Origin of the sequence: Prevotella sp. P5-126 (assembly GCF_002251185.1) — a bacterium.
Classification (GTDB): Bacteria; Bacteroidota; Bacteroidia; order Bacteroidales; family Bacteroidaceae; genus Prevotella.
Genome location: NZ_NPIZ01000071.1, coordinates 1 through 25,202 on the forward strand (window position 1 = coordinate 1; position 25,202 = coordinate 25,202).

The window sequence follows — 25,202 nt, forward strand, 5'->3', positions numbered from 1 at the left end:
AGAGCAACGTACTGTTGCGCATTTTCAGTTAGGATTCTTCTAAAGATTTTGATACACAAGCAAAAACGGGCTGAAAGCCCAATGGTTTCCCTAGCCCAGGGCAACACCCTGAGGAAGAGCGCATTTTGTTTAGGATTTTTGTTTAAAGATTTTTGCTATCACCCTACCCAGGTTTTACTTTTGTCCTTACAGGACGTAGGTGTATATGTTACATCAAGTCCACAGGGTGTTACCCTGGGCTAAGGAAGCCATTGGGCCTTCAGCCCGTCGTTGCTTGTGTATCCAAAATCATATTCTTAAAGATTATGTTTACGGAGGCTGAGTGAATAAATCATTTCTGGCCTCCGGCCATTCTTTAAAGAAGATTTCCTCAAAGATTTCTTGCCTTTAGGCAACAAAAAAAAATCCGTATAAATTCCGTTTAAATTCCGATGATCCGCCAAAGCCACGTAAAGAAATGATTCACCCATTTGATGGGAGTCAGAAACCACCGGTAGGTGCTACATTCCTTGCCACCGAACCGAAGGATGAAGTCACGATAGGGATTCCTACGAAACGGCATACCTACGTTGAGGAAACGCACATGGTCATAACCCGCCTCGTGGGCATCCGTCATCGCCTTCCATAACGTCACAGCGAGAGGATGCAGTGGCGCCATCGATTTCCGACGCGCAGCAGAATACCAGAGATACACATCGTTTTCAGAATAGATACATACCGCAGCACCAATCACATGTCCATGAAACAAGGTGATGAAGATCTGACAGTGACCGTCATCCATCAGCGAACGGAAGAAGGATGCTGGTGGTTGATAGTGGTAGGGCTTCAACCAGTTGTACTGACTGAGGAGTTTGAAGAAGGCATCGAATTCCTCGTCATTCTCCACCTTCTTGGTCACCGCACCTCGCGCGATACCGTTCTCTATACGGTGTAGCAGGCGTTCTGAGATACGGTCCTGTGGTGGGGCAGAGTGGAGGGAGTTATGCACAGACATCCATTTCACGGGGAAGAAATCCATGCGCCGCAAGGCACCATAGCCAAACATCTTCTGCTCGAAACCTAACAGTTCAAAATACAACACCTGGTGTTGCAGCTTGTTCTTGAGTGCACTGACCATCATGTCAAACACCTCCTCCCGGTTGTTGACACCGCGTTCATATTCCCCTTCTCCTATGATCCATGCGTGTTGCATGAGGAACGGTGGTATCCAGAGTCTGTGTTGGCGCACCACCGCGAGTAGGTGGGCGACAACCTGTTCGTCATCGTCGCTCACCACGACCATATAGGGTTTCTGGCGTTGTGCGTCTTCGTAGATCTGCATCAATTGCCTGCTATGGAAATACTTCCTGCAGGGGAAATCGGGCAACTCTACCACATGCTCATAGATTCTCGTTCTCATCATCTCTTCCTTTTATATCACACAGCTCCCACCGATCTTTTTTAATCCACGGAACACACGGAGAACACGGAGTGTTTAGTTTAGAGTTTATAGTTTAAAGTTTAGAGATTCTAGTTAAAGATTCTTTTTAAGATTTTCGTTTAGATTTCGAGCATCTCCGATGCGATCCCCAAGAAGCCCCTCCTGCAAAGCAACGTACTGTTGCGCATTTTGGTCAAATATTTTTGTTAAAGATTTTATTTGGAGATAAACTGCGAATCCACAATATTTCTTGCGAAGCAACATCTTAAATAAGATTTCCTCCAAGATTTCTTGCGCTCGCGCAACCCAAAATATCCGTGCCCTCCGTGTGCTCCGTGGATAAAAAATCCGTGTCATCCGTGTGCTCCGTGGATTTATTCAGAGTGTCCTCCGTGGATTATTCAGAGTGCCCTCCGTGGATTATTCAGAGTGTGAGATTTCAGATGACTCCGGCAGATTGCAGCTGTACAGCCATTTGCTCTTGGAGCTCCTTGGCCTTTTGGCCAGCAACCTCAGCGAAGTCGTTACCCGTTGAGGCATAGATGATGCCACGTGACGAGTTCACCAACAAGCCACAGTCGCTGGTCATACCATAGCGACAAACCTCTTCCAGACTACCGCCCTGAGCACCAACACCGGGAACCAACAGGAAATGCTCCGGAGCCAGTTTTCTGATGTCTTCAAACATACGACCCTGGGTGGCACCCACCACATACATCATATTATCCTTCGTGCCCCACTGCTGACTCTTCTTCAATACTTTCTCAAACAAACGCTCACCCTGTTCGTCGGTCGTCATTTGGAAATCGAGAGAACCCTTGTTGGAGGTCAGCGCCAACAGGATAACCCAGTGACCCTCATAACCGAGGAAGGGAGTCACACTGTCTTCACCCATGTAGGGAGCCACCGTCAGCGAGTCGATGTCATACTCCTCAAAGAAGGTACGCGCATACATCGCAGAGGTATTGCCGATATCACCACGCTTCGCATCAGCGATGATGAAATGATGGGGGTAGTTCTCCTTGAGGTATTTCACGGTCTTCTCAAACGATATCAAACCCTTCACACCAAAAGCCTCGTAGAAGGCCAGGTTGGGCTTGTATGACACACAGTAGGGGGCTGTGGCATCGACGATGGCTTTGTTGAATGAGAAGATAGGATCTTCCTCATTAAGAATATGTTGTGGCACTTTCTTCAAGTCTGTGTCGAGACCTACACAGAGGAAAGACTTCTTCGTCTTGATCTGTTCGATGAGTTGCTGTCTGTTCATAATCTATTTTTTTGTTTCTGTTTTTGGAGGTTCTTTTTGCTGGTCTGTCGTACGTTTCATAGAGGTTATGAGGTTCACGAATTCCTCGGCGGCAACAGTCTTCTTGTTGTCATCCTTCTCGTCGTTTCGTCTGGTATAAAACTGTCCCATGTTATTATTGATTTAGAGTTCGTTCTCCTTCATGCGCTCGGCATTCTCTGCCACGGTGAGGGCATCGATCATCTCCTGGATGTCTCCGCCGAGGAATCCCTGCAGGTCGTGTGTCGTATAACCGATACGGTGGTCGGTGACACGACCCTGTGGGAAGTTATACGTACGGATCTTGGCAGAACGGTCTCCGGTAGAGACAAGCGATTTTCTACGTGATGAGATGTCATCCACATATTTCTGATGCTCCTTGTCGTAGATGAAGGTATAGAGGCGCGACAACGCACGCTCTTTGTTCTTAGGCTGGTCACGGGTCTCCGTACACTCGATGAGGATCTCTTCGGTCTCACCGGTATTCGGATTCTTCCACATATAACGCAGACGCACACCCGATTCTACCTTGTTCACATTCTGTCCTCCTGCACCGGAACTGCGGAAGGTGTCCCATTTGATCTCTCCTTCGTTGATATGTACTTCAAACTTATCGGCTTCGGGAAGTACGGCAACAGTGGCGGCACTGGTATGCATACGACCCTGGGTCTCGGTAGCTGGTACACGTTGCACGCGGTGTACGCCTGATTCGTATTTCAGCGTACCATAGACATCAGCACCGCTCACGGCAAAGTCTATTTCCTTAAAACCGCCTACTGCACCTTCCGATACCGAGGTGATGGAAAGGTTCCATCCCTTCGAGTCGCAATAGCTCTTGTACATCTTAAAGAGGTCACCGGCAAAGAGGGCTGCCTCATCACCTCCTGTTCCTGCGCGGATCTCCATCTGCACATTCTTGGCATCTTCCGGATCTTTCGGGATGAGGGCGATCTTGATCTCTTCTTCCAACTGGGGTTGGAGGCGCTCGTTCTCCGAGAGTTCCTCACGTGCCATTTCCTTCATCTCCGCATCGTCCTCATTGGCAAGGATATCCTTGGCTTCCTTGATACTGTTCAGACAGGCGATATAACGCTTGCGGGCATCCATGATATCTCCCAAGTCTTTGTATTCCTTGGTGAGCTTGACAAAACGGTTCTGGTCGGCAATGACAGAAGGGTCGGTGATGAGTGTTGACACTTCCTCAAAACGTGCCTCTAGTCCGTCGAGTTTCTGTAATATGCTGTTACTTTCCATTTAGTAGTTGAATGTTCCGAATTCTGATTGTATAGTAAGACTCTTCTGACCTTCTTCGATATGGCCCACGACCTGTGCGTCGATGTTAAACGACTTACTGATGGCGATGACGCGTTCTGCCACTTCTGGACGTACGTAGATCTCCATACGGTGTCCCATATTGAATACCTGGTACATCTCACGCCAGTCGGTGCCTGAACATTCGTGGATGGCATGGAACAATGGGGGGACGGGGAACATATTGTCTTTCACTACACGACAGTTGTCGCTCACGAAATGCAATACCTTGGTCTGGGCTCCACCGGTGCAGTGTACCATGCCGTGTATCTCTGGGCGCAACTCATCAAGGAGCTTCTTGATGACAGGAGCATAGGTGCGGGTGGGGGAGAGCACGAGCTGTCCGGCATCCACAGGGGATCCCTCTACAGCATCAGTCAGTTGGTATTTACCGCTATAGACGAGTTCGTCGGGGACGGCATGGTCGAAACTCTCTGGGTATTTCTCTGCCAGGTATTTGGCAAACATATCATGGCGTGCTGACGTCAGTCCGTTACTGCCCATACCGCCGTTGTAACGCTTCTCGTAGGTGGCTTGGCCTGTTGACGACAGTCCTACGATGACATCACCGGGACGGATATTGGCATTGTCGATGACATCGCTGCGCTTCATGCGGCAGGTGACGGTAGAGTCCACGATGATGGTGCGCACCAGGTCGCCCACATCGGCTGTCTCACCACCTGTGGGATAGATGCCGATTCCCATCTCACGCAACTCTCCCAAGAGTTCGTCGGTGCCGTTGATGATGGCGGAGATGACCTCACCGGGAACGAGTTTCTTGTTGCGTCCGATGGTCGAACTCACCAGGATGTTGTCAACGGCTCCTACGCAGAGCAGGTCGTCGGTATTCATCACGATGGCATCCTGTGCGATACCCTTCCAAACACTGAGGTCACCAGTCTCCTTCCAATAGAGGTAGGCGAGTGATGACTTCGTTCCTGCACCGTCTGCGTGCATGATATTACAGTATTCGGGATCCCCTCCTAATATATCGGGGATGATTTTACAGAAAGCCTGTGGGAAGACTCCTTTGTCGATGTTCTTAATGGCGTTGTGAACATCTTCTTTGGCGGCACTGACACCGCGCATCATATATCTGTTGTCCATAATCTAATATTTAAATAGGTGGTTGTCTTATTTCTCGTGCCAGAACTCCCAACTGGCAAAAGCTTGCAGCAGGAGCATCTCCAGGCCGTTCTTCACATTGGCTCCGCGCGCTGCTCCTTTCTTCATGAAGAGGGTCTCGTCGGGGTTGTAGATGAGGTCATAGAGGATGGTGTGGCTGTCCATCGCGTCATAGGGCAGCATCGGACAGGCCTCGGTCTTGGGATACATGCCCACAGGGGTGCAGTTGACGATCACATTATATTCCTTGATGACATCAGGGGTGATGCGTTCATACTGTATCGTGTCGGGGCGCTCGTATCTGCTGACAAACACGGTCTCAAGTCCAAGGTTATGCAATCCGTAGTTGACGGCCTTCGACGCTCCTCCTGTACCGAGGATAAGGGCTTTCTTATGCCATTTCTTGTCGAGCATGGGTTCTATACTCTTTGTGAATCCTATCACGTCTGAGTTATAACCCTTCAGCGTGATCTCTTTCCCCGTGTGTGTCACCCGTATCACGTTGACGGCTCCGATGGCGCGTGCCTCTGGAGAGATGGTGTCCAGGAAGGGGATGACCTTCTCTTTATAGGGGATGGTCACATTGAGTCCTTTGAGGTTCGGGTTGGAGTCGAGTACTTCGGGAAGTGAGTCGATGGTCGGAATTTCAAAGTTCTCATAAACTGCATCGATGCTTTCATCAGCAAATTTCTGATTGAAATAGCTGATGGAGAAGGAGTGGCCAAGGGGATAGCCGATGAGTCCGTATTTATCCATTTGTCTATGTATTGTTCTATTTCGTTGCTTGATACATGGTGCAGATGCCGAAGGTCAGTCGTCGGAAGGAGGCTTCGGCAAATCCTGCTTTCTTCAGTATTCCTACCATCTGTTCTCCCTGTGGGAATGCCTCGATCGTACGGGTGAGGTACGAATAGGCGGAACTGTCTTTAGAGATGAGTCTGCCATAGAGGGGGAGCACGGTATGGGAGTAGAGGTGGAAGAGTTGGCGCATGGGGAATGCCACGGGGGTGGTGAGTTCCACGATACTCAGATGGCCTCCGGGTTTCAATACCCTGCAGATCTCTCGGAGTCCTTGGTCGAGGTCTGCGAAGTTACGGATGCCGAAGGCTGCCGTCACAGCATCGAAGGTATCGCTGTCGTAGGAGAGGTGCAGACAGTCTTCTTTGTGAAACGAGATGATGTCCTGCAGTCCTTCCTGCTCCACTTTCTGCCGTCCGATCTCCATCATGCCCTCGCTGATGTCTGCCCCTATGAGTGTGGTGGGCTTCAACAGCTTGGCGGCTAAGATGGCGAAATCGCCTGTTCCTGTGGCAATATCGAGGATGGTCTGTGGCTGATAGGGTGCCAGTTGACCGATGGCTTTCTTCCGCCATCCCCTGTCTATGTCCCACGAGAGACGATGGTTTAGGGTATCGTAGGTGGGAGCGATGTTGTCAAACATCTGCTCCACCTGCGTTGTCTTCTCGCCCTCGTGATAGGGCTTGATCGTCTCTTGCTGATACATCCTTTATCTTGTCTTCAGATAGTTGGCAACATTCTTCTCGATGCGTGCAGCGATATCGTCGTTGTCGCTGGCCTTGACAAATTTCTCTCCGGTGATATGCTCATAGAGCTCGATATAGCGCTCGCTGACGCTCTCTGCATAGGCATCGGTGATCTCTGGCATGGTCTGGCCGGGCTCGTTCATGAAGTTATGTTCGATGAGCCACTGGCGTACAAACTCCTTCGACAACTGCTTCTGGGGCTCTCCCTTCTCAAATTTCTCTTCGTAGCCGTCAGCATAGAAGTAACGTGAGGAGTCGGGGGTGTGGATCTCGTCGATGAGATATACCTTTCCATCGCGCTTTCCAAATTCGTATTTGGTATCTACGAGGATGAGGCCCTGCTTGGCGGCAATCTCCTGTCCGCGTGCAAAGAGGCGACGGGTGTAGTCTTCCATCACAGCATAGTCTTCTGCTGATACGATACCCTGTGCGATGATCTCCTCGCGTGAGATATTTAGGTCGTGACCCTCATCAGCCTTTGTTGTCGGGGTGATGATAGGCTCTGGGAAACGCTGGTTCTCCTTCATACCTTCGGGCAGTTTCACACCGCAGATCTCTCGGCATCCGTTCTTGTAGTCTCTCCATGCCGAACCGGTGAGAATGCCTCTGATGATCATCTCCACGCGAAAACCTTCACATTTCAGACCGACAGTAACCATGGGGTCTGGTGTGGCGAGTTTCCAGTTGGGGCAGATGTCGCTGGTGGCATCGAGGAATCTCGCTGCAATCTGGTTGAGCACCTGTCCCTTGAAGGGAATACCTTTGGGCAGGATTACGTCAAAGGCCGAGATACGGTCTGTGGCAACCATGACCATCAGGTCGTCGTTGATGTTGTAAACGTCGCGTACCTTTCCGTGGTACACACTCTGTTGTCCTTCAAAGTTGAAGTCAGTCCTTGTTAATGCTTTCATCTTTTTTATTTGTTTTTTTATCGAACTTCTCGTAGGCGTTGACGATACGTGTCACGAGTTTATGGCGCACGATATCTTTTCTGTTGAGTTCCACCACGCCTATTCCTTCGATGCCTCGCAGGATGGAGAGCGCCTCTTTCAGTCCGCTCTTCTGTTCGTGTGGCAGGTCTATCTGTGTCATATCACCCGTGATGATCATCTTGGTGTTCCATCCCATGCGTGTCAGAAACATACGTATCTGCTGGGGGGTGGTGTTCTGTGCTTCATCCAGTATGACGACCGCATCAGACAGGGTGCGTCCGCGCATAAACGCCAATGGCGCGATCTGTATGATGTGCTTCTCCATCATATCCTGCAGTTTCACCTGTGGCAACATATCCTCCATGGCGTCATAGAGTGGTTGCAGGTATGGGTCTATCTTATCTTTCATATCACCGGGAAGGAATCCCAGTTTCTCGCCGGCTTCCACGGCAGGTCGTGACAGAATGATTTTCTTCGCTGTCTTCTCTTTCAGTGCTTTCACCGCCAGGGCGATAGAGAGGTATGTCTTTCCCGTTCCTGCCGGTCCCACGGCAAACACCATATCGTTATCGTTATAGGCATCTATCAATGCCTGTTGGTTCTCCGACCGAGCCTTGATAGGTCTTCCTGCCATAGAATAGCAGACGACACCGTCCGGTACTTCGTCCTTGGTACGGTGTCCTTTCACGATATCGAGGATGTCCTCTGCTTGCAGTGCATTGAATTTCAGCACGTGTTGCCTTATTTTCTCGGCACTCTCTTCAAATGCCGCCATTTGTTCCTCATCGCCAAGCACTCTGATCACATTGTCTCGTGCCACAATGCGAAGTTTAGGAAACAGCGCCCTCATCATCTGCAGATGTGCGTTCCCTGCTCCATAGAACACCACAGGATCAATATCCTCTAATACTATATGTTTCTCTATCAAAATCTTCCTTTTTTCAATTTCGTTGCAAAGGTACGAATAAGTGAGCGGAATACAAAAAGAAAACTCGGTTTTCTTTTTTATTCCCGAACGAGAGTACCTTCGATCGCAGGTCAAAGGTAGTGCAAATCGAGTGAAATACAAAATAAACCTCCGTTTTCCTTTTTTATTGTGCTCCGGTAAAAAATCCACGGATCACACAGAAGACACGGAGTTTTTAGTGTTTATAGGTTAAAGGTTATAGTTTAAAGGTTATAGTTTAAAGGTTAAAGTTTATAGTTTAGTGTTTAGAGGTTATAGATTCTAGTTAATGATTTTCGTTAAGATTTTCGTTAAGATTTCGAGCCTGTAAGGCGATCCCCATAATAAAATTCACCCCAAAAGCGAGGTACTCGAGCGCATTTTGTTTAGGATTTTGGTTAAAGATTATATTTCCGTCTAAATTCCGATGATTGATTTCTGGCCCCCGGCCATTCTTTAAATAAGATTTCCACAAAAGATTTCTAGCCTTCAGGCAACTAAAAAAATATCCGTTTAACATCCGTCTAAATTGGCTACGCCTTTGTTTTCTCGCCACGGCATAATTAAAGCGAGCTTTATTCTGCTCATGGCTTAACGAAAACAATCCGATGATCCGTGTCCTCCGTGTGCTCCGTGGATAAAATTCCGATGATCCGTGCCCTCCGTGGATAAAAACAATCCGTGTGAGATATTCAGATGCGGATAGTAAGGAGTTGAGTGATGTCAGTGAGATAGTTAGGACTACGGTGATCAGATTTCACCATCCAGGCTTGCCGTTCCGTACCTTCCACTGCCAATCGAATGGTTTTCAATCCATAACGGTGGTTAAGGCGGTCTGTCGTGTTCATCAGACTGTTGCGCTCTTGCCGATTATGAATCGTATCAAAAAGGTCGGTCTGCATAGGAGTCGCTGACACAATATCACTGATGACAACACCAGCCTTCTTGTAAAGGATATCGGGATGATAGATGGCTGAAAGCACACGTAGAGCTGCTTGAGTCAGTTCCATGGTGTCCGATGTGGGGAGTAACAAGGACACCGATGCAGTATTGTTGTATTGCGGAAGATCTTCACGAAACCTGTTGCTATAAAGAAATACACTCACCGTCTTGCCTGCCGATCCGTCTGCACGCAACTTATTGGCGCAACTGGCGGAAAAAGAGGCTACTGCTGCCTTTAAGGAAGCAAGGTCGCTGACCATATCACCAAAGCTACGACTGGTGCAGATGGTCTTTCTGCGCACAACCTCTGACGTATCGATAACAGGAATACCATTGAGTTCAAGCCATGTCTGTACTCCTGGCTTGTGTAAATGTGACTTCACCCATGCCTCACTCTTGTCTGCAAACTCCAATGGTGTACTGATGCCGTGATAGTTGAGGCACTCAAGGGTATGACGCCCTATGCCCCAAACATCAGAAAGGTCGAACATCGACAGGGCCTTACGACGCTGTGCGGTACTCTCAATGAGACATACGCCTTTGTAACCACGATATTGCTTGGCAAACTTACTACCCATCTTGGCCAATGTTTTAGTAGGGGCAATGCCAATGCTGACAGGAATATCTGTCCATAGTTGAATCTTACGTCCTATGTCGCGCATCATACCGACAAGGTCGAAATGACCTCCATAGCCTGTTAGATTACAGAAACTCTCGTCGATACTGTAGTTCTCCACCTGATGGATGGAATGGCGTAAGATACTGGTGATACGCTTGCTCATGGCAGCATAGAGATACATATTACCTGAAAACACTTCTACATGATGGGCCTTCACAATGTCTTCCACCTGGAATATCGGGTCACCACGATGAAGACCGATGGCTTTGGCTTCAGGGGTGAGCGCCACAATACAGCCATCGTTGCTCGACAAGACCACCAGGGGCTTGTGGCGCAAACCAGCATGGAATACACGTTCTACCGAACAAAAAAAACTGTTGCAATCTACCAGGGCATACATGGTCTCAATGGGGCTTGTGGATGATATAGGTGACGGTGCCCCAAATACTGAATGAATCATTGGGGGTGATCTCTATCTCTGGATAGTCGGGATTGGCAGGAATCAGCCAACCGGTGTCACCACGGCGTTCAAAACGCTTGAGGGTGTATTCACCATTCAGTTCACATACTGCAACTTCCGAAGGAGACGGAGTGCGGTTGCTCTTATCCACAATGACAATATCGCCATCCATAATACCGGCATCAATCATCGAACGCCCTTTGACACGAATCAGATAACAGGCCTCTGGATTGGCACACAACATCTTCAGCAGGTCGATGTCCTGACTGCGCTCGTCGTTGTCGAGGGGTAGGGGAAACCCTGCCACAATACGTACATCGAAGAAAGGCAAGTGCATCTCTTTGAGACGAGTAGCGGGATATACGTTACCCCACGACAAGGTATTGACGGATGCCTCCTCTCCCTGTATGCTTCTGATGATGCAACGCTTGATAAACTCTGTTTTATTCTCCTGTGAATCAATGATATGTGCTACATCGCCTGGTACACGGAAAGTAAATGATTTACTGTCTGTTGGTGGCCGCCCTGCACCTTTCCGGCGCCCTCCCCATTGCTTGTCTTGCTGTTGTTCTGTCATGAGTCTTGGAATTGATACTGCAAAGTTAAGAAATAATTTTGATTTCCGTCATACACTTTTCAAAGTTTAACACTATACTGTATAACCTTAACGCTAACCCCAAAAAATCCACGGAACACACGGAGGACACGGAGTGTTTATTGTTTATAGGTTATAGGTTAAAGATTTTTGTTAAGATTTTAGTTTAGATTTCGAGCATCTCCGATGCGATCCATAATAGACCCCTTCCCAAAAGCGAGGAACTCGAGCGTATTTTCGTCAGGATTTTATTTTAAAGATTTTGGTTCATAGGAATTTCATTTCTTGCGAAGCAACATCTTAAAGAAGATTTCCCCCAAAGATTTCTAGCGTAGCTACTAAAAAAATCCGTGTCCTCCGTGTGCTCCGTGGATAAAAAAACGTGTCCTCCGTGGATTATTTAGAGTGCCCTCCGTGGATAAATTTCCGGTGATCCGTGCGATATTTGTCGAAGAAAGTCGTAACTTTGCAAATCAAAACCCATTCAGTGCGATGATGCACCACAAACAGCATCAAAACAAAGAATAAATATGATGAACGAAACAGTAATATCAAGTCTTCAGAACCCACAGGTCAAACGACTGGTTCTCCTACAACAGAAATCATCAGAGCGCCGCAAACAAGGCGTCTTCGTCGTTGAGGGACTCCGCGAACTACAACACTGTCAGGAGGCTGGCTATCAGATAGAGTCTGTCTTCCTGTGCCCTGAGTTAGCAAAAGACACCAGACCATCTGCACCACACCTCTTCACCGTGACACCTAAGGTCTATGAGAAAATCGCATACCGAGGATCTACAGAGGGAGTCGTTGCCGTGGTCTTCGACAAACCACTGACGCTGAACGAACTGAAACTGTCTTCATCACCATTACTCGTCATCTTAGAACGCGTAGAGAAGCCTGGCAACCTCGGAGCGGTACTCCGTTCTGCTGATGCTGCACAGGCTGACGCGGTGATCGTCTGCGATCCACTGACAGACCTCCACAACCCTAATCTGATACGCAGCAGTATCGGGGCAATCTTCACCGTACCGACCGTTGCCTGCTCGTCAGAGGAATGTATCCAGTTCTTGAAAGATAGAAACATACAGATTCTGACAGCACAACTGCAGGATTCCCACCTCTATTATGATGTCGATATGCAACAGCCTACTGCTATCGTCATGGGTACTGAAGCCACAGGACTCACCCAACAGTGGCGGGAGGCGGCATCAGCACATATCTGCATCCCTATGTTGGGACGCCTCGACTCCCTTAACGTCAGTGTCTCTGCGGCCATCCTCCTCTTCGAGGCTGTACGACAGCGACAGATTGCAGCACTATAAAAATGACTTTCTATGAATACTACCCTCATATACGACTTCCTCAAGGCTATTGCTGTCAATAACAACAGACAGTGGTTTCAAGAACATAAAAACGAGTATCAGACTGCACGACAGGAGTTTGAAACGGAGGCTACACAACTGATACGACAGATTGCTTCCTTCGATCCTACCGTGGCACACCTCTCTGTGAAAGACTGCGTCTATCGTTTCAATCGCGATACGCGCTTCTCACCTGATAAGTCTCCCTATAAGCGCCATTTCTGCGTGTATATCTCTGCCCATGGCAAGAAATCTCTCCATGGCGGCTATTATGTGCATATAGAACCGGGACAGTGTATATTGGCAGTAGGCACCTATTGGCTACCTACCAATATCCTGACGGCATGTCGCAATGAAATCATGGCCAATGAAGAGGAGTGGCTGCGCTGTGTGGAGAATCCCGACTTCCTACATCTCTTTGGTTCTCCCGATTCTGCCACTTGGGAGGATGCGCAAGGGTTTGGTATGACGCATCTGAAAACATGTCCTGTGGGATTTCCACGCGACTATGCCTACCTGCGCTACCTGCGTCAGAAAGACTATTGTTGCTGGCGACGTGTTGACGATGATTTCTTTGCTCAACCCGACTGGATGCAACGCGCCATCGAAATCTTCAAAGTGGCGAAACCCATGATGGATTTCATCAATAGTGTGGTCGATGACTATGAATAAACGGTTGCTGGTCATCGCTGTGCTCCTGATGGTCGTCATACATCAGGTAACAGCACAGATATTGCCTGATACAACATTCCTGGTTGAAGGCTTACCGCAACATCATTTCCCTTCATCTGTACCACCGGGTAACTATAGTGGGATAACACCATTGGGCAACAACCGATATGCTGTGGTTGACGATAAGGCTGCTACCAGTGGCTTCCATGTCTTTACTATGATGGTTGACTCTGTTTCTGGTGAACTCACGGATGTCCGTCATGAGGGCTTCCGTTCTTCTGCCATTCCCAACCGTGATGAAGAGGGGATTGCGTTGTTCACTCCCGATAGCACCCTGTTTATCAGTGGTGAACACGATAATGAAGTTCTGGAATATTCCCTTGCAGGACAGTTGACAGGACGTCGCCTCGATATCCCCACCGTAATCCGTCAGGCACATGCCAACCAAGGTCTGGAGGCGCTGACCTATCACCCTGCCTCTCACCATTTCTGGACGGTTACAGAAGCTCCACTCGCTGGTGAGACCTCACAACGCCTGTTGCAGTTTTCTGACAGTCTTACCTGTTCTGGGCAATGGCGCTATGTGATGGATGCCCCACAAACCAATAAACGCAGAGGTACCGATGTCTATGGTGTGTCTGCACTGACAGCGCTTCCTGATGGTCGCTTATTGGTATTGGAACGTGAGTTCTTTGTGGCTCAACACTATATCGGCTCTTTTGTGACCTGTCGCCTGTTTCTGATTGATCCCCTTCATACAGCGGAAGACGCGGTGCTTCCCAAACAGTTACTCTACTCTTGGACCACGCGGTTGAACCTCACCACCCAGCATATTGCAAACTACGAGGGTATGTGTCTTGGTCCACGCCTCCCTGACGGTCGTCAGGTCCTTATCCTGGTCGCCGATTCCCAGAATCAGTATAAAGGGGTATTGAAAGATTGGTTCAAGACCTTACTGTTGTCTGACTGACTTTATCCACGGAACACACTCTAATAATCCACGGAACACACTCTAATAATCCACGGAACACACTCTAATAATCCACGGAACACACGGAAGACACGGAAAAAGATTCTAGTTAAAGATTATTCTAAAGATTTTCGTTAAGATTTCGAGCCTGTAAGGCGATCCCCATTAAATCCCTCCTGCAGAGCAACGTACTGTTGCGCATTTTCAGTTAGGATTCTTCTAAAGATTTTGATACACAAGCAAAAACGGGCTGAAAGCCCAATGGTTTCCCTAGCCCAGGGCAACACCCTGAGGAAGAGCGCATTTTGTTTAGGATTTTTGTTTAAAGATTTTTGCTATCACCCTACCCAGGTTTTACTTTTGTCCTTACAGGACGTAGGTGTATATGTTACATCAAGTCCACAGGGTGTTACCCTGGGCTAAGGAAGCCATTGGGCCTTCAGCCCGTCGTTGCTTGTGTATCCAAAATCATATTCTTAAAGATTATGTTTACGGAGGCTGAGTGAATAAATCATTTCTGGCCTCCGGCCATTCTTTAAAGAAGATTTCCTCAAAGATTTCTTGCCTTTAGGCAACAAAAAAAAATCCGTATAAATTCCGTTTAAATTCCGATGATCCGCCAAAGCCACGTAAAGAAATGATTCACCCATTTGATGGGAGTCAGAAACCACCGGTAGGTGCTACATTCCTTGCCACCGAACCGAAGGATGAAGTCACGATAGGGATTCCTACGAAACGGCATACCTACGTTGAGGAAACGCACATGGTCATAACCCGCCTCGTGGGCATCCGTCATCGCCTTCCATAACGTCACAGCGAGAGGATGCAGTGGCGCCATCGATTTCCGACGCGCAGCAGAATACCAGAGATACACATCGTTTTCAGAATAGATACATACCGCAGCACCAATCACATGTCCATGAAACAAGGTGATGAAGATCTGACAGTGACCGTCATCCATCAGCGAACGGAAGAAGGATGCTGGTGGTTGATAGTGGTAGGGCTTCAACCAGTTGTACTGACTGAGGAGTTTGAAGAAGGCATCGAATTCCTCGTCATTCTCCACCTTCTTGGTCACCGCACCTCGCGCGATACCGTTCTCTATACGGTGTAGCAGGCGTTCTGAGATACGGTCCTGTGGTGGGGCAGAGTGGAGGGAGTTATGCACAGACATCCATTTCACGGGGAAGAAATCCATGCGCCGCAAGGCACCATAGCCAAACATCTTCTGCTCGAAACCTAACAGTTCAAAATACAACACCTGGTGTTGCAGCTTGTTCTTGAGTGCACTGACCATCATGTCAAACACCTCCTCCCGGTTGTTGACACCGCGTTCATATTCCCCTTCTCCTATGATCCATGCGTGTTGCATGAGGAACGGTGGTATCCAGAGTCTGTGTTGGCGCACCACCGCGAGTAGGTGGGCGACAACCTGTTCGTCATCGTCGCTCACCACGACCATATAGGGTTTCTGGCGTTGTGCGTCTTCGTAGATCTGCATCAATTGCCTGCTATGGAAATACTTCCTGCAGGGGAAATCGGGCAACTCTACCACATGCTCATAGATTCTCGTTCTCATCATCTCTTCCTTTTATATCACACAGCTCCCACCGATCTTTTTTAATCCACGGAACACACGGAGAACACGGAGTGTTTAGTTTAGAGTTTATAGTTTAAAGTTTAGAGATTCTAGTTAAAGATTCTTTTTAAGATTTTCGTTTAGATTTCGAGCATCTCCGATGCGATCCCCAAGAAGCCCCTCCTGCAAAGCAACGTACTGTTGCGCATTTTGGTCAAATATTTTTGTTAAAGATTTTATTTGGAGATAAACTGCGAATCCACAATATTTCTTGCGAAGCAACATCTTAAATAAGATTTCCTCCAAGATTTCTTGCGCTCGCGCAACCCAAAATATCCGTGCCCTCCGTGTGCTCCGTGGATAAAAAATCCGTGTCATCCGTGTGCTCCGTGGATTTATTCAGAGTGTCCTCCGTGGATTATTCAGAGTGCCCTCCGTGGATTATTCAGAGTGTGAGATTTCAGATGACTCCGGCAGATTGCAGCTGTACAGCCATTTGCTCTTGGAGCTCCTTGGCCTTTTGGCCAGCAACCTCAGCGAAGTCGTTACCCGTTGAGGCATAGATGATGCCACGTGACGAGTTCACCAACAAGCCACAGTCGCTGGTCATACCATAGCGACAAACCTCTTCCAGACTACCGCCCTGAGCACCAACACCGGGAACCAACAGGAAATGCTCCGGAGCCAGTTTTCTGATGTCTTCAAACATACGACCCTGGGTGGCACCCACCACATACATCATATTATCCTTCGTGCCCCACTGCTGACTCTTCTTCAATACTTTCTCAAACAAACGCTCACCCTGTTCGTCGGTCGTCATTTGGAAATCGAGAGAACCCTTGTTGGAGGTCAGCGCCAACAGGATAACCCAGTGACCCTCATAACCGAGGAAGGGAGTCACACTGTCTTCACCCATGTAGGGAGCCACCGTCAGCGAGTCGATGTCATACTCCTCAAAGAAGGTACGCGCATACATCGCAGAGGTATTGCCGATATCACCACGCTTCGCATCAGCGATGATGAAATGATGGGGGTAGTTCTCCTTGAGGTATTTCACGGTCTTCTCAAACGATATCAAACCCTTCACACCAAAAGCCTCGTAGAAGGCCAGGTTGGGCTTGTATGACACACAGTAGGGGGCTGTGGCATCGACGATGGCTTTGTTGAATGAGAAGATAGGATCTTCCTCATTAAGAATATGTTGTGGCACTTTCTTCAAGTCTGTGTCGAGACCTACACAGAGGAAAGACTTCTTCGTCTTGATCTGTTCGATGAGTTGCTGTCTGTTCATAATCTATTTTTTTGTTTCTGTTTTTGGAGGTTCTTTTTGCTGGTCTGTCGTACGTTTCATAGAGGTTATGAGGTTCACGAATTCCTCGGCGGCAACAGTCTTCTTGTTGTCATCCTTCTCGTCGTTTCGTCTGGTATAAAACTGTCCCATGTTATTATTGATTTAGAGTTCGTTCTCCTTCATGCGCTCGGCATTCTCTGCCACGGTGAGGGCATCGATCATCTCCTGGATGTCTCCGCCGAGGAATCCCTGCAGGTCGTGTGTCGTATAACCGATACGGTGGTCGGTGACACGACCCTGTGGGAAGTTATACGTACGGATCTTGGCAGAACGGTCTCCGGTAGAGACAAGCGATTTTCTACGTGATGAGATGTCATCCACATATTTCTGATGCTCCTTGTCGTAGATGAAGGTATAGAGGCGCGACAACGCACGCTCTTTGTTCTTAGGCTGGTCACGGGTCTCCGTACACTCGATGAGGATCTCTTCGGTCTCACCGGTATTCGGATTCTTCCACATATAACGCAGACGCACACCCGATTCTACCTTGTTCACATTCTGTCCTCCTGCACCGGAACTGCGGAAGGTGTCCCATTTGATCTCTCCTTCGTTGATATGTACTTCAAACTTATCGGCTTCGGGAAGTACGGCAACAGTGGCGGCACTGGTATGCATACGACCCTGGGTCTCGGTAGCTGGTACACGTTGCACGCGGTGTACGCCTGATTCGTATTTCAGCGTACCATAGACATCAGCACCGCTCACGGCAAAGTCTATTTCCTTAAAACCGCCTACTGCACCTTCCGATACCGAGGTGATGGAAAGGTTCCATCCCTTCGAGTCGCAATAGCTCTTGTACATCTTAAAGAGGTCACCGGCAAAGAGGGCTGCCTCATCACCTCCTGTTCCTGCGCGGATCTCCATCTGCACATTCTTGGCATCTTCCGGATCTTTCGGGATGAGGGCGATCTTGATCTCTTCTTCCAACTGGGGTTGGAGGCGCTCGTTCTCCGAGAGTTCCTCACGTGCCATTTCCTTCATCTCCGCATCGTCCTCATTGGCAAGGATATCCTTGGCTTCCTTGATACTGTTCAGACAGGCGATATAACGCTTGCGGGCATCCATGATATCTCCCAAGTCTTTGTATTCCTTGGTGAGCTTGACAAAACGGTTCTGGTCGGCAATGACAGAAGGGTCGGTGATGAGTGTTGACACTTCCTCAAAACGTGCCTCTAGTCCGTCGAGTTTCTGTAATATGCTGTTACTTTCCATTTAGTAGTTGAATGTTCCGAATTCTGATTGTATAGTAAGACTCTTCTGACCTTCTTCGATATGGCCCACGACCTGTGCGTCGATGTTAAACGACTTACTGATGGCGATGACGCGTTCTGCCACTTCTGGACGTACGTAGATCTCCATACGGTGTCCCATATTGAATACCTGGTACATCTCACGCCAGTCGGTGCCTGAACATTCGTGGATGGCATGGAACAATGGGGGGACGGGGAACATATTGTCTTTCACTACACGACAGTTGTCGCTCACGAAATGCAATACCTTGGTCTGGGCTCCACCGGTGCAGTGTACCATGCCGTGTATCTCTGGGCGCAACTCATCAAGGAGCTTCTTGATGACAGGAGCATAGGTGCGGGTGGGGGAGAGCACGAGCTGTCCGGCATCCACAGGGGATCCCTCTACAGCATCAGTCAGTTGGTATTTACCGCTATAGACGAGTTCGTCGGGGACGGCATGGTCGAAACTCTCTGGGTATTTCTCTGCCAGGTATTTGGCAAACATATCATGGCGTGCTGACGTCAGTCCGTTACTGCCCATACCGCCGTTGTAACGCTTCTCGTAGGTGGCTTGGCCTGTTGACGACAGTCCTACGATGACATCACCGGGACGGATATTGGCATTGTCGATGACATCGCTGCGCTTCATGCGGCAGGTGACGGTAGAGTCCACGATGATGGTGCGCACCAGGTCGCCCACATCGGCTGTCTCACCACCTGTGGGATAGATGCCGATTCCCATCTCACGCAACTCTCCCAAGAGTTCGTCGGTGCCGTTGATGATGGCGGAGATGACCTCACCGGGAACGAGTTTCTTGTTGCGTCCGATGGTCGAACTCACCAGGATGTTGTCAACGGCTCCTACGCAGAGCAGGTCGTCGGTATTCATCACGATGGCATCCTGTGCGATACCCTTCCAAACACTGAGGTCACCAGTCTCCTTCCAATAGAGGTAGGCGAGTGATGACTTCGTTCCTGCACCGTCTGCGTGCATGATATTACAGTATTCGGGATCCCCTCCTAATATATCGGGGATGATTTTACAGAAAGCCTGTGGGAAGACTCCTTTGTCGATGTTCTTAATGGCGTTGTGAACATCTTCTTTGGCGGCACTGACACCGCGCATCATATATCTGTTGTCCATAATCTAATATTTAAATAGGTGGTTGTCTTATTTCTCGTGCCAGAACTCCCAACTGGCAAAAGCTTGCAGCAGGAGCATCTCCAGGCCGTTCTTCACATTGGCTCCGCGCGCTGCTCCTTTCTTCATGAAGAGGGTCTCGTCGGGGTTGTAGATGAGGTCATAGAGGATGGTGTGGCTGTCCATCGCGTCATAGGGCAGCATCGGACAGGCCTCGGTCTTGGGATACATGCCCACAGGGGTGCAGTTGACGATCACATTATATTCCTTGATGACATCAGGGGTGATGCGTTCATACTGTATCGTGTCGGGGCGCTCGTATCTGCTGACAAACACGGTCTCAAGTCCAAGGTTATGCAATCCGTAGTTGACGGCCTTCGACGCTCCTCCTGTACCGAGGATAAGGGCTTTCTTATGCCATTTCTTGTCGAGCATGGGTTCTATACTCTTTGTGAATCCTATCACGTCTGAGTTATAACCCTTCAGCGTGATCTCTTTCCCCGTGTGTGTCACCCGTATCACGTTGACGGCTCCGATGGCGCGTGCCTCTGGAGAGATGGTGTCCAGGAAGGGGATGACCTTCTCTTTATAGGGGATGGTCACATTGAGTCCTTTGAGGTTCGGGTTGGAGTCGAGTACTTCGGGAAGTGAGTCGATGGTCGGAATTTCAAAGTTCTCATAAACTGCATCGATGCTTTCATCAGCAAATTTCTGATTGAAATAGCTGATGGAGAAGGAGTGGCCAAGGGGATAGCCGATGAGTCCGTATTTATCCATTTGTCTATGTATTGTTCTATTTCGTTGCTTGATACATGGTGCAGATGCCGAAGGTCAGTCGTCGGAAGGAGGCTTCGGCAAATCCTGCTTTCTTCAGTATTCCTACCATCTGTTCTCCCTGTGGGAATGCCTCGATCGTACGGGTGAGGTACGAATAGGCGGAACTGTCTTTAGAGATGAGTCTGCCATAGAGGGGGAGCACGGTATGGGAGTAGAGGTGGAAGAGTTGGCGCATGGGGAATGCCACGGGGGTGGTGAGTTCCACGATACTCAGATGGCCTCCGGGTTTCAATACCCTGCAGATCTCTCGGAGTCCTTGGTCGAGGTCTGCGAAGTTACGGATGCCGAAGGCTGCCGTCACAGCATCGAAGGTATCGCTGTCGTAGGAGAGGTGCAGACAGTCTTCTTTGTGAAACGAGATGATGTCCTGCAGTCCTTCCTGCTCCACTTTCTGCCGTCCGATCTCCATCATGCCCTCGCTGATGTCTGCCCCTATGAGTGTGGTGGGCTTCAACAGCTTGGCGGCTAAGATGGCGAAATCGCCTGTTCCTGTGGCAATATCGAGGATGGTCTGTGGCTGATAGGGTGCCAGTTGACCGATGGCTTTCTTCCGCCATCCCCTGTCTATGTCCCACGAGAGACGATGGTTTAGGGTATCGTAGGTGGGAGCGATGTTGTCAAACATCTGCTCCACCTGCGTTGTCTTCTCGCCCTCGTGATAGGGCTTGATCGTCTCTTGCTGATACATCCTTTATCTTGTCTTCAGATAGTTGGCAACATTCTTCTCGATGCGTGCAGCGATATCGTCGTTGTCGCTGGCCTTGACAAATTTCTCTCCGGTGATATGCTCATAGAGCTCGATATAGCGCTCGCTGACGCTCTCTGCATAGGCATCGGTGATCTCTGGCATGGTCTGGCCGGGCTCGTTCATGAAGTTATGTTCGATGAGCCACTGGCGTACAAACTCCTTCGACAACTGCTTCTGGGGCTCTCCCTTCTCAAATTTCTCTTCGTAGCCGTCAGCATAGAAGTAACGTGAGGAGTCGGGGGTGTGGATCTCGTCGATGAGATATACCTTTCCATCGCGCTTTCCAAATTCGTATTTGGTATCTACGAGGATGAGGCCCTGCTTGGCGGCAATCTCCTGTCCGCGTGCAAAGAGGCGACGGGTGTAGTCTTCCATCACAGCATAGTCTTCTGCTGATACGATACCCTGTGCGATGATCTCCTCGCGTGAGATATTTAGGTCGTGACCCTCATCAGCCTTTGTTGTCGGGGTGATGATAGGCTCTGGGAAACGCTGGTTCTCCTTCATACCTTCGGGCAGTTTCACACCGCAGATCTCTCGGCATCCGTTCTTGTAGTCTCTCCATGCCGAACCGGTGAGAATGCCTCTGATGATCATCTCCACGCGAAAACCTTCACATTTCAGACCGACAGTAACCATGGGGTCTGGTGTGGCGAGTTTCCAGTTGGGGCAGATGTCGCTGGTGGCATCGAGGAATCTCGCTGCAATCTGGTTGAGCACCTGTCCCTTGAAGGGAATACCTTTGGGCAGGATTACGTCAAAGGCCGAGATACGGTCTGTGGCAACCATGACCATCAGGTCGTCGTTGATGTTGTAAACGTCGCGTACCTTTCCGTGGTACACACTCTGTTGTCCTTCAAAGTTGAAGTCAGTCCTTGTTAATGCTTTCATCTTTTTTATTTGTTTTTTTATCAAACTTCTCGTAGGCGTTGACGATACGTGTCACGAGTTTATGGCGCACGATATCTTTTCTGTTGAGTTCCACCACGCCTATTCCTTCGATGCCTCGCAGGATGGAGAGCGCCTCTTTCAGTCCGCTCTTCTGTTCGTGTGGCAGGTCTATCTGTGTCATATCACCCGTGATGATCATCTTGGTGTTCCATCCCATGCGTGTCAGAAACATACGTATCTGCTGGGGGGTGGTGTTCTGTGCTTCATCCAGTATGACGACCGCATCAGACAGGGTGCGTCCGCGCATAAACGCCAATGGCGCGATCTGTATGATGTGCTTCTCCATCATATCCTGCAGTTTCACCTGTGGCAACATATCCTCCATGGCGTCATAGAGTGGTTGCAGGTATGGGTCTATCTTATCTTTCATATCACCGGGAAGGAATCCCAGTTTCTCGCCGGCTTCCACGGCAGGTCGTGACAGAATGATTTTCTTCGCTGTCTTCTCTTTCAGTGCTTTCACCGCCAGGGCGATAGAGAGGTATGTCTTTCCCGTTCCTGCCGGTCCCACGGCAAACACCATATCGTTATCGTTATAGGCATCTATCAATGCCTGTTGGTTCTCCGACCGAGCCTTGATAGGTCTTCCTGCCATAGAATAGCAGACGACACCGTCCGGTACTTCGTCCTTGGTACGGTGTCCTTTCACGATATCGAGGATGTCCTCTGCTTGCAGTGCATTGAATTTCAGCACGTGTTGCCTTATTTTCTCGGCACTCTCTTCAAATGCCGCCATTTGTTCCTCATCGCCAAGCACTCTGATCACATTGTCTCGTGCCACAATGCGAAGTTTAGGAAACAGCGCCCTCATCATCTGCAGATGTGCGTTCCCTGCTCCATAGAACACCACAGGATCAATATCCTCTAATACTATATGTTTCTCTATCAAAATCTTCCTTTTTTCAATTTCGTTGCAAAGGTACGAATAAGTGAGCGGAATACAAAAAGAAAACTCGGTTTTCTTTTTTATTCCCGAACGAGAGTACCTTCGATCGCAGGTCAAAGGTAGTGCAAATCGAGTGAAATACAAAATAAACCTCCGTTTTCCTTTTTTATTGTGCTCCGGTAAAAAATCCACGGATCACACAGAAGACACGGAGTTTTTAGTGTTTATAGGTTAAAGGTTATAGTTTAAAGGTTATAGTTTAAAGGTTATAGGTTATAGTTTAAAGTTTAATGTTTATAGATTCTAGTTAAAGATTATTTTCAAGATTTTATTTAAGATTTCGAGCCTGTAAGGCGATCCCCATAAAAATCCTTCCCAGAAGCGAGGAACTCGAGCGCATTTTCTGTTAAGATTTTCTTAAAGATTTTGTTTCCGTATAAATTCCGTCTAAGATCCGATGATTGATTTCTGGCCACAGGCCATATTTTTATTAAAGATTTCCCCCAAAGATTTCTTGCGCTCGCGCAACCAAAAAAATATCCGTTTAACATCCGTCTAAATTGGCTACGCCTTTGTTTTCTCGCCACGGCATAATTAAAGCGAGCTTTATTCTGCTCATGGCTTAACGAAAACAATCCGATGATCCGTGTCCTCCGTGTGCTCCGTGGATTATTCAGAGTGCCCTCCGTGGATTATATATCCTCCATCGACAAACCTTGGTATTCAATATTGAATTTCTTGAATTTACCTGTAGTCTGAAAGAAATGCTCAGCTTTATCTTTTAAGATACCGAGGTTGATATCCTGGGCTTGGCGTTTTACCTCATAAAAAATAACTTTCTTTTCCAGTTCATCGGCAGCGATAATATCAATTTCGTTCTCGCCTTTTCTGTCCCACCAGGAAGCAATCTGAGTATATTCTTCACTTTCTATCATCTTTGCCGTAAAATATCTTTCCAGAACCTTACCGGTGTATGTGGTGTAGTTCTTGTCAATAACCATCTTTAGTTTTTTATTGGCGCCAACCTCTATCATATATCCATATTTATAGATGTAGCGAAACCAAACGCGAAGGAAGTTGTCTTCTATCTGATAACGTATGTTTCGATTGGTCTTTTGAAACATCGGGGTATAACGGGATATCAAGCAATAGTCATTCTCCAGTTTGGTGAGATAGCCCGCAAGTTCTGTTTTCATGATACTTTCAATTTCACTACGAGTCGTGTGACCAGAAGCGATAAGTTGTAATATCTCGAAATAACGGGCATAGTCTTTGCCAAATTCTTCTATCAGCATATTTTTCCCTTCGTATATGAAATAAGAGTTTTTGGCAACAAACCTCTCTGTCATCTCTTCCTTGGTCGTGGCTCCTGTATCCATCATCATTTCAACATATTCTGCCACACCGCCAGTGTAACTGTATAGTGCCAGTAAATCTTCGTTGGTGTAGGATGGATTATATGTAGAGATGATTTCCTTGATAACAGAAGGGGGAAATGGAGTGACTTTTATTTCTCCAGTCTGCCTGCCGTAGAGAGGTTGTTTGTTGTTTTTAAAGATGATGTTCATCAACGAATATACAGAACCGCAGACCACGAGATTGATATGAGCTTCCTGTTTGTTGAGATCCCAAATCTTTTGCATGTCTGAAAAGATTGAAGGATTAACCCGCTTGAAATCTTGAAACTCATCAATGACGAGTGTGATAGGACGAGTCTTGGACAGTTGCAACAGATATTTAAAAATGTCTGCAAAACGTGTAACCTCGCCGAGAATAGGAAGCTGTAGCTTGCTTGTCATCTCTTCGATAAAATCTCTGCAGAGCTCTGCTTCTGATTTTCTTGCAACAAAAAAATACAGCATATCCTGCACATCCTCGTATGCTTTTATCAACAAGGACGTCTTTCCGCTACGTCTGCGTCCAGTCACGATAGTGAAACGAGCCGTTTGCAAAGACAGGTTTCTTGTTTCTTGCAACTCTTTTATTTCGTTATGTCTTCCAAAAAATTTCATAATACTACATATTTAGAACTTCATTTTCGATGGAAATTTTTCCGAAACCGCCATTTCCGAAACAGCGGTTTCGAATGCAAAGATAATAAAATTACTTGAATATCAACCTGTTTATTCGTCGTTTTAAGTTTTTTTATTTATTCCCTTCATGTGTGCTCCGGTAAAAAATCCACGGAACACACGGAGAACACGGAGTGTTTAGAGGTGTTTAAAGGTTATAGGTTAAAGGTTAAAGGTTAAAGGTTATGGGTTATAGGTTAGTGATTAGCGTTAAGGTTAA

At 48.1% G+C, this 25,202-nt stretch carries 24 protein-coding genes; 3 read left to right on the plus strand and 21 right to left on the minus strand.

Translation table 11 applies throughout. The features are described from left to right. Positions 1 to 421: 421 nt before the first annotated feature. From CIK90_RS08455 to CIK90_RS08510, 11 genes are all read right to left on the minus strand, one after another. Complete coding sequence (locus CIK90_RS08455) at positions 422 to 1,402, minus strand: GNAT family N-acetyltransferase (protein ID WP_094464948.1); 981 nt, start codon at positions 1,400 to 1,402, stop codon at positions 422 to 424. Positions 1,403 to 1,859: 457 nt separating this feature from the next. Beyond that, positions 1,860 to 2,690, minus strand: a complete 831-nt coding sequence (gene pyrF, locus CIK90_RS08465; RefSeq protein WP_094464952.1) for an orotidine-5'-phosphate decarboxylase — start codon at positions 2,688 to 2,690, stop codon at positions 1,860 to 1,862. 3 nt (positions 2,691 to 2,693) lie between these two features. Continuing rightward, positions 2,694 to 2,840, minus strand: a complete 147-nt coding sequence (locus CIK90_RS14200; protein ID WP_158215002.1) for a hypothetical protein — start codon at positions 2,838 to 2,840, stop codon at positions 2,694 to 2,696. A 12-nt stretch (positions 2,841 to 2,852) separates the two neighbouring features. Further along, positions 2,853 to 3,962, minus strand: coding sequence for a peptide chain release factor 1 (prfA, locus tag CIK90_RS08470; protein WP_094464954.1), 1,110 nt, complete (start codon positions 3,960 to 3,962; stop codon positions 2,853 to 2,855). Then, positions 3,963 to 5,126 (minus strand): AIR synthase-related protein, encoded by a 1,164-nt coding sequence (locus CIK90_RS08475; protein WP_094390925.1) that lies wholly within the window; start codon positions 5,124 to 5,126, stop codon positions 3,963 to 3,965. It lies immediately after the preceding gene. Positions 5,127 to 5,153: 27 nt separating this feature from the next. Next, positions 5,154 to 5,900 carry a shikimate dehydrogenase gene (locus CIK90_RS08480; RefSeq protein ID WP_094390926.1) on the minus strand — a complete coding sequence of 249 codons (747 nt, stop codon included), beginning with the start codon at positions 5,898 to 5,900 and terminating at the stop codon, positions 5,154 to 5,156. A 16-nt stretch (positions 5,901 to 5,916) separates the two neighbouring features. Continuing rightward, positions 5,917 to 6,648: a bifunctional demethylmenaquinone methyltransferase/2-methoxy-6-polyprenyl-1,4-benzoquinol methylase UbiE gene (gene ubiE, locus CIK90_RS08485; RefSeq protein WP_094464956.1), complete on the minus strand. Its 732-nt coding sequence runs from the start codon at positions 6,646 to 6,648 to the stop codon at positions 5,917 to 5,919. Between the two features lie 3 nt (positions 6,649 to 6,651). Beyond that, the gene (locus CIK90_RS08490; RefSeq protein WP_094435892.1) at positions 6,652 to 7,599 is read right to left on the minus strand and encodes a phosphoribosylaminoimidazolesuccinocarboxamide synthase; all 948 of its coding nucleotides are present in this window, start codon (positions 7,597 to 7,599) and stop codon (positions 6,652 to 6,654) included. Next, positions 7,577 to 8,548: a PhoH family protein gene (locus CIK90_RS08495; protein ID WP_094464958.1), complete on the minus strand. Its 972-nt coding sequence runs from the start codon at positions 8,546 to 8,548 to the stop codon at positions 7,577 to 7,579. The genes CIK90_RS08490 and CIK90_RS08495 overlap by 23 nt, the downstream gene beginning before the upstream one ends. Before the next feature lie 710 nt (positions 8,549 to 9,258). After that, entirely contained in the window at positions 9,259 to 10,587 is a 1,329-nt protein-coding gene (locus tag CIK90_RS08505; protein WP_254046313.1) for a Y-family DNA polymerase, read from the minus strand. Further along, complete coding sequence (locus tag CIK90_RS08510) at positions 10,532 to 11,164, minus strand: LexA family transcriptional regulator (protein WP_094464962.1); 633 nt, start codon at positions 11,162 to 11,164, stop codon at positions 10,532 to 10,534. Before CIK90_RS08510 ends, CIK90_RS08505 begins: the two co-directional genes overlap by 56 nt. A gap of 548 nt (positions 11,165 to 11,712) precedes the next feature. On the opposite strand from CIK90_RS08510, the gene CIK90_RS08515 reads away from it, so the two are divergent. From CIK90_RS08515 to CIK90_RS08525, 3 genes are read left to right on the plus strand one after another with little or no spacing between them, the layout of a single operon-like run. Next, complete coding sequence (locus CIK90_RS08515; RefSeq protein ID WP_371595997.1) at positions 11,713 to 12,504, plus strand: TrmH family RNA methyltransferase; 792 nt, start codon at positions 11,713 to 11,715, stop codon at positions 12,502 to 12,504. Between the two features lie 12 nt (positions 12,505 to 12,516). Continuing rightward, positions 12,517 to 13,215 (plus strand): DUF2461 domain-containing protein, encoded by a 699-nt coding sequence (locus tag CIK90_RS08520; RefSeq protein ID WP_094435898.1) that lies wholly within the window; start codon positions 12,517 to 12,519, stop codon positions 13,213 to 13,215. Then, positions 13,202 to 14,185: an esterase-like activity of phytase family protein gene (locus tag CIK90_RS08525; protein WP_254046314.1), complete on the plus strand. Its 984-nt coding sequence runs from the start codon at positions 13,202 to 13,204 to the stop codon at positions 14,183 to 14,185. Before CIK90_RS08520 ends, CIK90_RS08525 begins: the two co-directional genes overlap by 14 nt. Before the next feature lie 601 nt (positions 14,186 to 14,786). Here the strand turns inward: CIK90_RS08525 and CIK90_RS08530 are convergent. From CIK90_RS08530 to CIK90_RS08575, 10 genes are all read right to left on the minus strand, one after another. Then, the gene (locus CIK90_RS08530) at positions 14,787 to 15,767 is read right to left on the minus strand and encodes a GNAT family N-acetyltransferase (RefSeq protein WP_094464948.1); all 981 of its coding nucleotides are present in this window, start codon (positions 15,765 to 15,767) and stop codon (positions 14,787 to 14,789) included. Between the two features lie 457 nt (positions 15,768 to 16,224). After that, complete coding sequence (pyrF, locus tag CIK90_RS08540) at positions 16,225 to 17,055, minus strand: orotidine-5'-phosphate decarboxylase (RefSeq protein WP_094464952.1); 831 nt, start codon at positions 17,053 to 17,055, stop codon at positions 16,225 to 16,227. A gap of 3 nt (positions 17,056 to 17,058) precedes the next feature. Beyond that, positions 17,059 to 17,205 (minus strand): hypothetical protein, encoded by a 147-nt coding sequence (locus tag CIK90_RS14205; protein WP_158215002.1) that lies wholly within the window; start codon positions 17,203 to 17,205, stop codon positions 17,059 to 17,061. A gap of 12 nt (positions 17,206 to 17,217) precedes the next feature. Continuing rightward, on the minus strand, positions 17,218 to 18,327 hold the full coding sequence (gene prfA, locus CIK90_RS08545) for a peptide chain release factor 1 (protein WP_094464954.1): 1,110 nt from the start codon (positions 18,325 to 18,327) through the stop codon (positions 17,218 to 17,220). After that, positions 18,328 to 19,491, minus strand: coding sequence for an AIR synthase-related protein (locus CIK90_RS08550; RefSeq protein WP_094390925.1), 1,164 nt, complete (start codon positions 19,489 to 19,491; stop codon positions 18,328 to 18,330). It lies immediately after the preceding gene. A 27-nt stretch (positions 19,492 to 19,518) separates the two neighbouring features. Then, positions 19,519 to 20,265: a shikimate dehydrogenase gene (locus tag CIK90_RS08555; protein WP_094390926.1), complete on the minus strand. Its 747-nt coding sequence runs from the start codon at positions 20,263 to 20,265 to the stop codon at positions 19,519 to 19,521. A 16-nt stretch (positions 20,266 to 20,281) separates the two neighbouring features. Next, a complete protein-coding gene (ubiE, locus tag CIK90_RS08560; protein WP_094464956.1) occupies positions 20,282 to 21,013 on the minus strand; it encodes a bifunctional demethylmenaquinone methyltransferase/2-methoxy-6-polyprenyl-1,4-benzoquinol methylase UbiE in 732 nt (243 codons plus the stop codon). Between the two features lie 3 nt (positions 21,014 to 21,016). Continuing rightward, positions 21,017 to 21,964 (minus strand): phosphoribosylaminoimidazolesuccinocarboxamide synthase, encoded by a 948-nt coding sequence (locus CIK90_RS08565; RefSeq protein WP_094435892.1) that lies wholly within the window; start codon positions 21,962 to 21,964, stop codon positions 21,017 to 21,019. Continuing rightward, positions 21,942 to 22,913, minus strand: a complete 972-nt coding sequence (locus CIK90_RS08570; protein ID WP_094464958.1) for a PhoH family protein — start codon at positions 22,911 to 22,913, stop codon at positions 21,942 to 21,944. The genes CIK90_RS08565 and CIK90_RS08570 overlap by 23 nt, the downstream gene beginning before the upstream one ends. Before the next feature lie 689 nt (positions 22,914 to 23,602). Further along, complete coding sequence (locus tag CIK90_RS08575; protein ID WP_094464964.1) at positions 23,603 to 24,922, minus strand: ATP-binding protein; 1,320 nt, start codon at positions 24,920 to 24,922, stop codon at positions 23,603 to 23,605. Positions 24,923 to 25,202 lie beyond the last annotated feature (280 nt).